Raw genomic sequence first — 12,934 nt, 5'->3', positions numbered from 1 at the left:
AACCATGGAAATAGATAACCCATTTAAACGATGCCCCTGCTGTTTTCAGGCCTGGCAGACTCGCGACGACTTCCTAAAGGACACTGCACTGAAACTCAACGGATACAAGGCGGATTTTGAAAAGCTGGAATACGGACTTTTCTTCTTCACCCATCTGCAACCTGAGTGCAATTCAACGTTGGCCTTGGAAGTGTCAGATTTTATAGATCTTTACAAAGGAGAGCGATATCTGCCGCGACGAACCGGAGAAACGGAGTGCCCGGGGTTCTGTCTGGATAAAAACCAGCTTGAACGCTGCGATGCCATTTGCGAGTGTGCTTTTGTCAGAGAGATCCTCCAGGTCATAAGGAGTAGAGAAATCGCTTGAATTGGCATCCCTTGGCGTTGATGGGGTAGCCTGTCAAATCTTGTCAGCCAACGACAGGATAGAATGATTTCAGGCCAGTTGCCGACAATTTAATGACCAAACAGATACGGAATGGCTTACTATTCTTGAGTCAGCGTCTTCGATTCATCCAATACTTTTCGAACCGCTGAGGCTATCCCATGTGTGGTGAAGGGCTTCTGAATAAAATTGACGCCCTCTTCCAGAACGCCGTGGTGGGCGATAACGTCGGCCGTATAACCGGACATAAAAAGGGCCTGGACATTGGGGCAGAGGCCCAGGATCTGATTTGTCAGCTCACGACCGTTCATCTCGGGCATCACCACATCGACGATGAGCAGCTGGATTTGTTGGGTATGGCGCTTTACCAGATCCATAGCCTCACCCCGGTTTTTTGCGGTCAGAACCGTGTAGCCTAAACCAGTGAGCATTTTTTCGGCCAGTTTCAGGACCGAATCATTGTCTTCGACCACCAGTACCCACTCGCCCCTACCCTTGGGAATGGGTTTTGTTTTTTCCTCCATGGCGTCAGTGATCATACCGTCGTACCTGGGCAGGTAAATTTTGAAGGTGGTGCCCGTTCCCGGCTCGCTATAAACATTAATGAAACCATTGTTCTGCTTGACGATGCCGTACACCGTGGCCAACCCAAGGCCGGTGCCTTTGCCCACCTCCTTGGTGGTGAAAAACGGTTCGAAAATTTTCTCCTGTTTTTCCCTGTCTATACCGCAGCCGTCGTCACTCACCGCCAGCATCACGAAGTCGCCCGGAACAAACCCACGGTGACCGGCGCAGTAGGCTCCATCAAGAGTTACATTTCGTGTTTCAACGCTGATCTTTCCCCCATAAGTGATTGCGTCCCGGGCGTTGACGCACAGGTTGGCAAGGATTTGGTCGAGCTGGGAGGGATCCATTTTGACCGGCCACAAATCCGGATGAGGAAGCCAGGTCAGATGGATGTCTTCGCCGATGAGGCGGCGCAGCATCTTGAGCATCCCCTCCAAGGTAGTGTTCAGATCCAGTACCGTGGGCGCGATGGTCTGCTGCCGGGCAAATGCCAGCAATTGCCGGGTGATCTCCTCTGCACGCCTGGCTGCGGCGTATATCTCCTGCAAGTCGCCGTAAATTGGCTCGGTCGACGCCATTTTTTCTAAGGCAAGCTCTGTATAACCGATTATCACGCTAAGCATGTTGTTGTAATCGTGGGCCACACCGCCGGCCAACCGGCCTACCGATTCCATCTTCTGGGCCTGATGGAACTGGGCTTCTAATTTGACCCTCTCTTTCTCCGCACGCTTGCGATCGTCAATGAAGGCCAGGTTGCCCATGGTGGCCGTCTGTCCTTGATAATTAATGATGGTCGGCAAGTTATGTACCCACAGGGTTTTTCCATCCTTGCTCTGGTGGCGGAACTCGTATTCAGGAGGCGCCTGCTCGCCCCTGGCTCTGGCCAAAGAGACGCTCTTGACCATTTCCCTGTCTTCGGGATGGACAAAGTCCCAATACTGGCGGCCGACGATTTCTTCCGGAGAGTAAGCCAGCATTTCTGCGAAACGGCGGTTCACGAATTTCACAAGGCCCCCGACGTGGATGTAGATCCCGGTCAGGGAGTTCTGTGTAAGCAAACGGTACCTCTCTTCACTCTCCAATAGCTTCTGCTCCATTCGCTTGCGCTCGGTGATGTCCCGGATGTTGCATTGAATCAAATTTGTCTTGTCGACAAAGTAAATATCGGTATCGAAAACCTGCCCGGTTTTCTTTTTCACCGGAGCATCCTTGTAATGCATGATGCCGTCACTTTTCAATTTCTGCATCAATTCCTGAATTCTCCCAAGGTCTTTCGGGAAACCAATATCCGCCATCTCTTTATCGAGGCACTCCGTGTTTGAATAACCCAACATTGTGGTGATAGATGGATTGGCAAATCGAATTTTTAATTTGTCCTTTTCAAGAAGCAGTATCCCGTCGTTTGCGGTCTCAAAAAGGCGCCGGAAACGCTCTTCAGATTCCTTTAACAACTCTTCCACTCGATTGCGATCGGTAATGTCCTCGATGGCCAGAAGGATGATCGGATTATTGCCCGCCTCTCTTTGAACTTGCCGGGCATTCAAAAGCATGGTTCGTATGCCAATGGTGGAAAAATCGTGTTGGACCTCAAAGTTGTTAAAGGCGATATGTTGAGACAGGATTGTATTCAGCAGTTCCCGCAGCTTGGGGATATCCCACTGTTGATTGCCAAGGTCATAGACGAAGCTGCCCACCGTTTCTTCGCGTGTTACCTGAAAGGTATCAATGAAATTTTGGCTTGCAAAGAGAACCTTCAGATTTGAATCCAACACCAAAAGGGGTTCACGTATCGTTTCTACGATCTCATGGAATATCTGGGTTGTCGAATTTGATAGCATGGGCTCTCTTCCCTTAACGAATCGGCTCAGACCTTTTCCTATACGCCAGGTCGTCAAGTCTTTAGAGTTCGTCTTATTTGAAAAGGATGCAACAATCAAAAATAGGGATGACATCCTAAAATTACATTATGAATTCAAGAGCTTTTTGAGCTATTACGATTCGTATGAATTTAAATCGACAGCATATTTTCAGGTAAAAATTAGCTTTTCACATCAGGCTAATATAGAAATTCAAGATATTGGGGTACACCATGATTGATTTAAGGTTGAGATATATTGAGAATATCCAAGAAAAAGAACGCTGTCAAATACTGGCCAAATAAGGTCCGTATTCCCCTGCTTTAAGATGCTTTTGCATCTTTGTGGTTTAAAAACGCCTCCCACCCATTTACGCTGCTTAACCGTGGCGTATTCACACAACGACCACGCCTCAATCGTCCGGTCCACGAACGGCCAGCCGCATAGATCGATCATGTTTTCTATCCATTGCTCGAACATGGTTTTGTCCTCTTGACTTTCAGGCGGCAATAATTAATATTCCGAATTTACTGATCGCGTTATCGTCAAAACGTTATCAGTTTGTTATCAGTGACATGCGGAGCGTCTAAAACACTGGATGCAGTGGGAGTTCAAGTCTCCCCTCTCGCACCATGATGCCCCGTTATCGGTTTTGGGTCGGCAGCGCTTACCGCTTGACCCTTGGCAGCTATCGATAGCAGGTCCGCATTGACTGGAACGTCGGTATTACCAGCTATTGCAAGTGAATCACATTTCCGGGAATTTTTTAAAGGAGCCCTGATGCCTGTCGCGTCGGGGCACTTAATTTTTTACCTGAATCGAGCCGATTTCGGCGTCGGCCGGCAGCCAAGGCTGCTCTAAAAAGGGCTTCATTCAGGGTTCAGAAAGGAAATTTATGAAGGTTACCGTTGAAGATCGCAGTTCCGTGAAGAAAGTATTGCACATCGAGATTCCCGAGGCGGATGTGACCCGCGCATTGGATGATGCTTACCAGACCCTTAAAAAGACTGCCAAGGTCAAAGGCTTCCGGCCGGGTAAAACACCGCGCGGAGTGCTCGAACGGCTCTATAAAAAGGATGTGAATGCCGATGTGACCGGGAAGCTGATCCAGGATTCCTATATGGAGGCGCTGAAGGAGACCGAATTGAAGGTCGTTGGCTCACCCGTCGTTGATCCTCCCGCGTTGGCAGGCAAGGGCGACTATTGTTTTGATGCTGAGGTTGAGGTCCATCCGGAGATTGCCGACATTGGCTTCACCGGCCTGAAACTGAAAAAGACCCTCTATAAGCCCAGCGACGAAGAAGTGGATGTCCAGATCCAGATGATGCAGAAGAACCTGGCCAAAAGAGAGCCCATCGACGAACAGCGCCCGGCGCAGATCGGTGATTTCGTGCAGGTGGACTACGAAGGCTTCAAGGACGGCAAACCCTTCGAAGACACCAGTAAAACTGAAAATTTTGTGATTAAACTCGGCGATGCACACATTGCCGAAGATTTCGATAAGGGCGTCGTCGGCATGAACCCCGGAGACGAGAAGGAAATTACCGCTTCATTTCCGGACGATTACTTCAATAAGAAGCTGGCCGGCCATACGGTGGACTTTAAGGTCAAACTCAAGGACATCCGCAAAGAGGTGCTGCCGGAGATCGACGATGAAATGGCCAAGCAATTGGGACCGTTTACCACGCTCGATGAGGTTCGGGATAAAATCAGAGAGAACCTGACGAAGGGATACGACAAACGCATCGAGCAGGAACTCAACGAGCAGATATTCAGCCAGATCCTGGAAAAAACCGATTTCGAGGTCCCCGATGTAATGGTGGATTATGAACTTAACAGCATCATTGCCGATGCGGAGCGATCTTTTTCCTACCATAACAAAACTTTTGAGGAAGCCGGCATCTCCCGGGAAAGCCTTGCCGAAAAATACCGCGATACCGCCGAAAAACAGGTGCGCCGCCAGCTGATTTTGGGCAAGATCATCCAGCAGGAAAAGATGGAACTGGCTGATGCGGACCTGGAAAAAGGGTTTGAAGAGATGGCTGCCACCTATAATCAGCCGGTGGATGTGATCAAGGGGTTTTACGGAAACGGCGGTGACAAGATGGAGCTTTTTAAGCACGCCTTACTTGAAAAACAGGCGATTAAGCTTATTATGGAAAGGAACGAGATTGAGTCCGTGGAACCGGAAAAAGCGGCTCCCGAGGCTTCAGAATAAACCGTTTGCTTAACCATGGCGGCAAGCGTTTCAATCCACCGGCGACTGCCGTAACCCGTGCATATCGTGCCATCGGTTTTTAATTAGGTGCAGCGCACGGGCGGTGCGCTTATCGATGAACGCGGTACAGATGTAAAGGAGACAAGATCGTGACATTAATTCCGATGGTCATCGACCAAACCAGCAGGGGCGAAAGGGCCTACGATATCTACTCGCGGCTCCTGAAAGACCGCATTATCTTTCTGGGGACCGCCATAAACGACGATGTGGCCAACCTGTTGATCGCCCAGATGCTGTTTCTTGAATCGGAGGATCCGGATAAGGACATCAACCTTTACATCAATTCCCCCGGAGGGGTTGTCACATCCGGCCTGGCGGTTTATGATACTATGCAGTACATCAAGCCCGATGTGACCACCGTGTGCATCGGTCAGGCCGCGAGCATGGGTGCGCTTCTTCTGGCTGCCGGTGCCGAAAAGAAGCGCTACGCACTGCCCCACGCCCGGATCATGATTCACCAGCCCATGGGCGGTTTCCAGGGCCAGGCGTCGGATATTGCCATCCAGGCCAAGGAGATCCTGCGCATGAAAGACGCCTTGAACGACATCCTGGTGCGACACACCGGCAGGAGCGTTGAAGACGTCCAGAAGGATACGGACCGCGACAACTTCATGTCCGGCAAAGAGGCAAAAGCTTACGGCATCGTGGACCATGTCATCACCAACCGTGATGATCTGGATCATTTAACCGACACGGAGGCATGACATGGCCAAAAAAGACGAGCCCAACGACAATCTCTTCTGCTCCTTCTGCGGGAAGAACCAGAAAGAAGTCAAAAAGCTGATCGCTGGACCGGCGGTTTACATCTGTGATGAATGCATCCAGCTGTGCAGCGAGATTATCGAGGAAGAGAACGAAAAAGAGGCGGGTGAATTCGAGAACTTGATGATCCCGCACGAGATCAAGAACCGGCTGGACGACTACGTCATCGAACAGGATGTAGCCAAGAAAATCCTGGCGGTGGCCGTCTACAATCACTATAAACGGCTGGATACGTCCGTCAATGCCGGTGACGTGGAGATTCAGAAGAGCAATATCCTGCTGATCGGTCCCACCGGATGCGGCAAGACGCTGCTGGCCCAGACGCTGGCACGATTTCTCAACGTGCCTTTTACCATTGCCGACGCGACCAGCCTGACCGAGGCCGGCTATGTGGGCGAGGATGTGGAAAACATCATCCTTGCTCTGCTGCAAAATGCCGAATACGATGTGGAAAAGGCCAAACGCGGCATCGTTTACATCGATGAAATCGACAAGATTGCCAGCAAGTCGGACAACCCTTCCATCACCCGGGACGTGTCTGGTGAAGGCGTTCAGCAAGCTCTGCTCAAGATCATCGAGGGTACCACCGCCAGCGTCCCCCCCAAAGGCGGCCGTAAGCATCCCCAGCAGGACTTCGTAAAGGTGGACACCTCCAACATCCTTTTTATCTGCGGCGGCACCTTCAACGGGCTGGAGCAAATTATCAACCGGCGCATGGGCAGCAAGCAAATGGGATTTGGCGCCAAGGTGAAAAAGGATACGGAGCGCAGTCTGGGTGAAACCCTGCGCCAGGTTCAGCCTGAAGACCTGATCAAGTTCGGTTTGATTCCCGAATTTCTCGGCCGGTTGCCGGTCATTGCCACCCTGGATGAGCTTAGTGCCGAAAGCCTGGTCCGGATTCTTACCGAACCGAAAAACGCATTGCTCAAGCAGTACAAGAAGCTTTTCGAGATCGAAGGGGTGAACCTGCGGCTTACGGACAACGCCCTGGCGGCCATTGCCGACGAGGCATTGAAACGAAAGTCAGGGGCCCGGGGGCTGCGTGCCATCCTGGAGTCCTGCATGCTGGATATTATGTATGATATCCCCTCCAAGGAAGATGTCAAAGAGTGCGTGATCGGCGAGGAAGTGGTGCTGAAAAAAGAAGCGCCGATCCTGCTTTACGAACCGTCCAAGAAACAGGCCTGAAGCAAACAACCACCGGTAGATTTATTTGATTCGCCGGGGATCGAGGCAAACGATAACTTATGGTTAATATTCCGAAATTTTTTAAGAATCAAGAGATGGAAGCCTCAGCGGAAAGGCTTCCTCTGCTGCCGCTGCGGGACATCGTGGTGTTTCCCCACATGGTGGCCCCGCTCTTCGTCGGTCGCGACAAGTCCGTGAGTGCGCTCTCCAGCGCGATGAACAAGGATAAGCGCATCTTTCTGGCCACCCAGCGAAACGCCGGCGTCGACAATCCCGCGGAAAAGGATATCTGCGATGTAGGCGTTATCGGCACGGTGCTTCAACTGTTGCGCCTTCCCGACGGTACCGTCAAGGCGCTGATTGAAGGAAAACAACGCGCCCGCATCGAAAACTACGTACCCAACCCTGAGTTTTTCGAGGTCGAGTTGTCCCTGCTGCCGGATATTCCCGGTGACACCATTGAGGTGGAAGCCCTGATGCGCGCGGTGATAGACGACTTCAGCGAATATGCCGCTATCAACAAGAGCATCTCCAAAGAACTGCTTGCCAAGATTTCCGCCATTTCCGATCCGTCAAAGCTGGCCGATTCGGTTGCCTCGCACTTCTCTTTCAAGCTTGAAAGCAAACAGAATCTGCTGGAAACCGCTGACCTGGGCAAGCGCCTTTCGCTGCTGGTCAAGCTGATCAAGCTGGAAATGGAAGTATACCAGATGGATCAGCGGATCAAGGGCCGGGTCAAGGACCAGATGGAAAAGACCCAGAAAAACTACTACCTGAATGAGCAGATGCGGGCCATTAAAAAGGAGATGGGCGCTGAAGATGACGGGGGAGATGAACTCAAGGATCTGGAAAAGAAAATCAAGCGCAAGCGCATGTCCAAGGAGGCCTCGACCAAAGCCCGCCAGGAGTTCAAAAAACTCAAGCTCATGACCCCCATGTCGGCCGAAGCCACGGTGGTGAGAAATTATATCGACTGGATGATCAGCCTGCCGTGGTTCAATAAAAGCCGCATCCGCAACGATCTGATCGAGGCGGAAAAAATACTCAACGAAGACCACTACGGCCTGGAAAAACCCAAAGAGCGTATCCTCGAGTATCTGGCGGTGCAGACGCTGGTGAAGAAACTGCGCGGCCCCATCCTCTGCCTGGTGGGTCCGCCCGGCGTCGGCAAGACTTCCCTGGCCAAATCCGTCGCCCGGGCCACGGGCAGGAAGTTTGTGCGGTTGTCTTTAGGCGGGGTACGGGACGAGGCCGAGATCCGTGGACATCGCCGTACCTACATCGGGGCCATGCCCGGAAAGATTATCCAGTCCCTGAAAAAAGCAGGGGTGAACAACCCGGTCTTCTGCCTGGATGAAGTGGACAAGATGAGCATGGATTTCCGGGGCGACCCTTCATCCGCACTATTGGAGGTGCTGGACCCGGAGCAGAACTACAGCTTCAACGACCATTATCTGGATATGGACTACGATCTGTCGGATATTTTGTTTATCACCACCGCCAACACGCTGCCGGACATCCCGTTGCCGCTACAGGACCGGATGGAGATTATCCGGCTGCCCGGTTACACGGAGTTGGAAAAATACAACATCGCCAAAGCGTTCCTGGTGCCCAAACAGATCGCTGCCAACGGCCTTGATAAAGAAAATATCGCTATCTCCAAGGCGGCCATTTACATGATCATTCAGCGTTATACCCGTGAGGCGGGTGTGCGTAACCTGGAGCGGGAGATTTCATCTATCTGCCGCAAGACCGCGCGGAAAGTGGTTAACCAGAAGGACGGGAAAAAGCATATTATTTCGGCCACCACCATCGCCAGCCTGCTCGGGCCGCCGCCATTCAAAATCAGCCAGATCGAGGAAACGGATCAGATCGGCCTGGTGACGGGATTGGCCTGGACCCAGGTCGGCGGCGAACTGCTGTGTGTTGAAACGCTGACCATGCCCGGCAAAGGGAAACTCAGCATTACCGGCAAACTGGGTGACGTGATGAAAGAGTCGGCCCAGGCGGCAGTCAGTTTTGTTCGTTCCCGGGCTGATAATCTGGGCATTGACAAGGATTTTTACAAAGATCTGGATCTGCATATTCACATTCCCGAAGGCGCCATTCCCAAAGACGGTCCATCGGCCGGTATCTCCATGTGTACCTCGTTGGTGTCCGCACTGACCCGCCGACCGGTTCGTCGGGATGTGGCCATGACCGGCGAGATCACCCTGCGTGGACGCGTGCTGCCCATCGGCGGCCTGAAGGAAAAAATGCTGGCCGCCCATCGGGGCGGGATCCGTAAGGTGATTATTCCCAAGGAAAACGAAAAGGATCTGAAGGATATCCCCAGGGTGGTTACGCGCCAGATGAAAGTGGTGACGGTGGAACACATGGACGAGGTGCTGGTTCATGCGTTGGTGCTCGGCCAGGGAGAGCGGCTGTTCACGAACCATGACATGCCTATTCCGGTGGACACGGGAGGATCGGATCAGCCCCAGATATCCATCAATTAAAAAGTATTAGGGCCCTGATTTTGGACTTGACTTTGTCAGGGTGAATTGATAGCTAAGCACTTCTTCTTTTGCTGGCATGGGAAAGAAGGCTCTTTATAAATTCGGGCGGATAGCTCAGCTGGGAGAGCACCGGCCTTACAAGCCGGGGGTCACAGGTTCAAGCCCTGTTCCGCCTACCAGCCAACACGCTGATATCGTTTTCGGGGGTGTAGTTCAGTTGGTTAGAACGCCGGCCTGTCACGCCGGAGGTCGCGAGTTCGAGTCTCGTCGCTCCCGCCATTTTCCATAGAGAGTCCAGTTGGTTACCAAACCGGCTGGACTCTTGTTTTTTCCGGTCCCTCGATTGACGGCTTGCCAGACGACTTTTTCATTTTCCGCCATCCGATTCGCCGCTGCCGAACGTTTTGTTAAACGCTATGACCTCTGCCTCCATTGTTTTGGGAGAAAGACTTTCAAGTGCCTCTTGAACACGTTCCAGCCCAATCCTTCTCAAGTAGTATTCTTGCTTTTGGAACTTCTGTGCCGTAAAATAGCTCGGATATGAGCGACTGGCTCTCCCTTGGGGTAGAGGATAGATGCCGTCAAGTGTCGGATGGCTTGAAATCCAAAGGAACCATAACCGACTTTTTCAATGGCTTGCAAGTCATTCCAAAAAGAAACGGCCGGCAGAAATGCCTGCGGACAAAAGGGCGGGAGTCACAAGCGTAATGACCACGTTTTTTTTCATGTAGGGTAAAAGGGCTTCAATTCCCGAGTTATGGTGTTTGGCCACGCCCGCAGCCGTGTGCGCGGCTAGTGGCGCGGTAATGAGGACGGCGAGCGCCGTCGCAGGGAACCATCCCGCAAGCCAGGCGATCACGACCGACAGGTAGGCTCCCAACAGGAATACTCCGTAAACGATCACGCCCGCGCGTTTTCCATAAACGATCATCAGGTGGCGACGCCCCACGCCCGCATCCGGCTCGATATCCGGAAACTGGTTGATCAACAACAGATTGCTTACCAGGAAAAATGGGGTCAGAGATGCGGCAACAGCCGCCACAGTGTAGGTTCCGGTCAAGGCGAAATCAACGCCCATGACCATGCAGGGTCCGAATCCGATGCCAGGGGCCAGAAGGCACAGCAGTGGGTCGTGTGTCAGCCACCGGGTGTAAAGGACAATGGCCAGAATGCCTGGGATGCCGATCAGCAGCAGCCCGGGGCCCCACATCCGAAGAAAGTAAAGTCCCACCAAAAGGGTCAGAGCCAGTGTTACCACGCCGATGGCGGCCGCCCAATGGGCTTTTCCCGGGTGGTCCGGAAGCGTTCCGCTGCCCCCGGAAAACGGCGTGCGTGTCGTGCGGTAGTCAAGCCTGGACTTGAAATCCTCGTATTCGTTTAGGGCATTGACGCTGATATGAGCACAAAGCCCGCCAATAAGGGCAATCAGGAACCATTTCAGGTGAAAAGCTTGCTCACCGTAGAATGCGGTCGCAGCCCCCAGAACCACGCAAACCGGGGGCAGCAGCAAAAAAGGGACCCGCATGGGTCCGAGAAGAATGGATAAGGTCTTCATTTGTCTCCATTTTATCGATCGTGTCCATCCATCAATGACCCATTTTCTGGATGGACACGATAAGCGTTTGCTTCCATTGACGCGCGCCGCCAGATTCCGCAATATTGACGCCGGCCTTTTGGATATGCGTTAATGCGGTTGTTTGCAAGGGATCAATTTTCGTTCGCAAATCTGGCTTACTTTTTAATTCCTTTCTTCCCCCCGGTCATCGGTCCTTGACCAGAGCCTTTGCCCTTACCCTTTCCTTTACCATGACCGTCTTTCGGGCCCTGACCTTTTGGTCCAGTTCCATCTTTATTTGGCATATTAATCACCTCCTTCCTGCTTGCGAACGGTTATGTGAAATCAACTTTCCTGAGCCAGCAATTCAATTCAACCGACATTAATTGTTCATGATATTTGATATCAGTTCTTCTCGTTCTCTGTCCGAAATGTATGGTTTTAACCTTACGTTGAAAATTCTTTCTTCACGCTCTCTTTTTCTTGACACAGCTTTGTTAGCCTTAGCAATGAGAACATTAAAATCACATGGCTTTAATAAATAATCGTAAGCGCCAAACTTCAATGCTTCGACTGCCGACTGAATTGTAGCGTGTCCAGTAAGCATGATAACAGAGCCGGTTTCGGAAAAAAGGACAGGCTTTTAAGTGAAAACTCTGCTCTAATAACGCAGTAACTATTCGTTAACCAAGGAGAGCAGACAATGAAACGACCTAGACGGAATCACGCAGCAACCTTCAAAGCCAAGGTGGCGATAACAGCCTTACGGGGCGACCAGACCTTAGCGGAGTTGGCTCAACAGTTCGATGTCCACCCGAACCAGATCGTGCAGTGGAAGACCCAACTGCAAGAGCACGCCAAGGATCTGTTCGCTACAGCGGCAGAGCGCAAGGCCGTCAACGGCCCCAATGTCAAAGATCTACATGCCAAGATCGGCCAGTTGGCAATGGAAAACGATTTTTTGGCCGGCGCGCTCGGTCGTATTCCCGATGCGAGCGCAAAGTGATGATTGATCGGCAGCACCCGTTGCCGGTGGTGCAGCAATGCAAGATCCTGAAAATGGCGCGCTCGTCGTTCTATTACGCCCCCCGGGCCGTCTCAGCAGCAGATTTGGAATTGATGCGGCAGATTGACAGGCTGCATCTTGCATATCCCTTTGCCGGCAGCCGGATGCTACGGGATCTGCTGCGACAAGACGGGGCCAGTGTCGGTCGCAGGCATGTCGCCACCTTGATGCGAAAAATGGGGATAGAGGCCCTTTACCAACGCCCCCGCACCACCAAACCGCATCTGGGCCATAAGGTGTTTCCGTACTTGCTGCGCCATCGAAAGATCACAGCGCCCAATCAGACCTGGGCCATGGATATCACCTACATTCCGATGAACAAGGGCTTTATCTACCTGGCGGCTGTATTGGACTGGGCGACGCGACGTGTCCTGGCTTGGCGGCTGTCCAACAGCATGACGGCCGATTTCTGCATTGATGCTGTCGAAGCAGCGATTCGGGATTACGGAACCCCGGAAATCTTCAATACCGACCAGGGCAGCCAATTCACCGGCAAAGACTTTGTCGGCTTGTTGGAAAAGCATCATATTCAGATCAGCATGGACGGGAAAGGCTCCTGGCGCGACAACGTCTTTGTCGAACGCCTCTGGAAGAGCGTCAAGTATGAAGAAGTATATCTTCATGCCTATGACTCGGTGGCGGATGCCCGGCGCGGCCTGGGGCGCTACTTCCTTTTTTACAACCAACGCCGACCGCATTCGGCGCTTGACGGGCAGACCCCCGATGTGGTCTATTTCGGCCAACTTCCTCAACACCGGGCAGCCTGATCCCAACCCGGC

Annotated in this window: 10 protein-coding genes and 2 tRNA genes; 8 read left to right on the top strand and 4 right to left on the bottom strand. The window is 52.2% G+C overall.

Translation table 11 applies throughout. The features are described 5' to 3' along the window. Positions 1-4 precede the first annotated feature (4 nt). On the top strand, positions 5-367 hold the full coding sequence (locus ACHZBS_RS04440) for a hypothetical protein (RefSeq protein WP_319405320.1): 363 nt from the start codon (positions 5-7) through the stop codon (positions 365-367). Between the two features lie 119 nt (positions 368-486). Here the strand turns inward: ACHZBS_RS04440 and ACHZBS_RS04435 are convergent, their stop codons facing one another. Beyond that, positions 487-2,790, bottom strand: coding sequence for a PAS domain S-box protein (locus ACHZBS_RS04435; protein ID WP_319405319.1), 2,304 nt, complete (start codon positions 2,788-2,790; stop codon positions 487-489). Between the two features lie 913 nt (positions 2,791-3,703). Here ACHZBS_RS04435 and tig point away from each other — a divergent pair. From tig to ACHZBS_RS04405, 6 genes are all read left to right on the top strand, one after another. Further along, positions 3,704-5,026, top strand: coding sequence for a trigger factor (tig, locus tag ACHZBS_RS04430; RefSeq protein ID WP_319405318.1), 1,323 nt, complete (start codon positions 3,704-3,706; stop codon positions 5,024-5,026). Between the two features lie 149 nt (positions 5,027-5,175). Further along, positions 5,176-5,790 (top strand): ATP-dependent Clp endopeptidase proteolytic subunit ClpP, encoded by a 615-nt coding sequence (clpP, locus tag ACHZBS_RS04425; protein ID WP_319405317.1) that lies wholly within the window; start codon positions 5,176-5,178, stop codon positions 5,788-5,790. 1 nt (position 5,791) lies between these two features. Next, complete coding sequence (gene clpX, locus ACHZBS_RS04420) at positions 5,792-7,036, top strand: ATP-dependent Clp protease ATP-binding subunit ClpX (RefSeq protein ID WP_319405316.1); 1,245 nt, start codon at positions 5,792-5,794, stop codon at positions 7,034-7,036. A 59-nt stretch (positions 7,037-7,095) separates the two neighbouring features. Further along, complete coding sequence (gene lon, locus ACHZBS_RS04415; protein WP_319405315.1) at positions 7,096-9,534, top strand: endopeptidase La; 2,439 nt, start codon at positions 7,096-7,098, stop codon at positions 9,532-9,534. A 103-nt stretch (positions 9,535-9,637) separates the two neighbouring features. Further along, positions 9,638-9,713 (top strand) — tRNA-Val (locus ACHZBS_RS04410). A gap of 23 nt (positions 9,714-9,736) precedes the next feature. Next, a tRNA-Asp gene (locus ACHZBS_RS04405) sits at positions 9,737-9,813 on the top strand. A 364-nt stretch (positions 9,814-10,177) separates the two neighbouring features. Here the strand turns inward: ACHZBS_RS04405 and ACHZBS_RS04400 are convergent. The 3 genes from ACHZBS_RS04400 to ACHZBS_RS04390 all read right to left on the bottom strand — a co-directional run bounded on the left by ACHZBS_RS04400 (position 10,178) and on the right by ACHZBS_RS04390 (position 11,696). Continuing rightward, a complete protein-coding gene (locus ACHZBS_RS04400) occupies positions 10,178-11,089 on the bottom strand; it encodes a prenyltransferase (RefSeq protein ID WP_319405314.1) in 912 nt (303 codons plus the stop codon). A gap of 176 nt (positions 11,090-11,265) precedes the next feature. Beyond that, positions 11,266-11,394, bottom strand: a complete 129-nt coding sequence (locus ACHZBS_RS04395; RefSeq protein ID WP_319405313.1) for a hypothetical protein — start codon at positions 11,392-11,394, stop codon at positions 11,266-11,268. A 77-nt stretch (positions 11,395-11,471) separates the two neighbouring features. Continuing rightward, the gene (locus tag ACHZBS_RS04390) at positions 11,472-11,696 is read right to left on the bottom strand and encodes a hypothetical protein (protein WP_394707963.1); all 225 of its coding nucleotides are present in this window, start codon (positions 11,694-11,696) and stop codon (positions 11,472-11,474) included. A gap of 96 nt (positions 11,697-11,792) precedes the next feature. Here ACHZBS_RS04390 and ACHZBS_RS04385 point away from each other — a divergent pair. Then, a protein-coding gene (locus ACHZBS_RS04385; RefSeq protein ID WP_319405160.1) for an IS3 family transposase occupies positions 11,793-12,922 on the top strand; the annotation gives its coding sequence in 2 pieces (ribosomal slippage) (positions 11,793-12,063 and positions 12,063-12,922; 1,131 coding nt in all). Positions 12,923-12,934 lie beyond the last annotated feature (12 nt).

Source organism: uncultured Desulfosarcina sp., from assembly GCF_963664155.2.
In the GTDB taxonomy this organism is placed as follows: domain Bacteria; phylum Desulfobacterota; class Desulfobacteria; order Desulfobacterales; family Desulfosarcinaceae; genus Desulfosarcina.
Note: the sequence above shows the minus strand (reverse complement) of the source record. Positions and strands in the feature narration are given on the sequence as shown.

Coding starts and splice junctions, on each gene's coding strand:
- ACHZBS_RS04440 (WP_319405320.1), top strand. CDS start 5: ATGGAAATAGATAACCCATTTAAACGATGCCCCTGCTGTTTTCAGGCC.
- ACHZBS_RS04435 (WP_319405319.1), bottom strand. CDS start 2,790: ATGCTATCAAATTCGACAACCCAGATATTCCATGAGATCGTAGAAACG.
- tig (WP_319405318.1), top strand. CDS start 3,704: ATGAAGGTTACCGTTGAAGATCGCAGTTCCGTGAAGAAAGTATTGCAC.
- clpX (WP_319405316.1), top strand. CDS start 5,792: ATGGCCAAAAAAGACGAGCCCAACGACAATCTCTTCTGCTCCTTCTGC.
- lon (WP_319405315.1), top strand. CDS start 7,096: ATGGTTAATATTCCGAAATTTTTTAAGAATCAAGAGATGGAAGCCTCA.
- ACHZBS_RS04400 (WP_319405314.1), bottom strand. CDS start 11,089: ATGAAGACCTTATCCATTCTTCTCGGACCCATGCGGGTCCCTTTTTTG.
- ACHZBS_RS04395 (WP_319405313.1), bottom strand. CDS start 11,394: ATGCCAAATAAAGATGGAACTGGACCAAAAGGTCAGGGCCCGAAAGAC.
- ACHZBS_RS04390 (WP_394707963.1), bottom strand. CDS start 11,696: ATGCTTACTGGACACGCTACAATTCAGTCGGCAGTCGAAGCATTGAAG.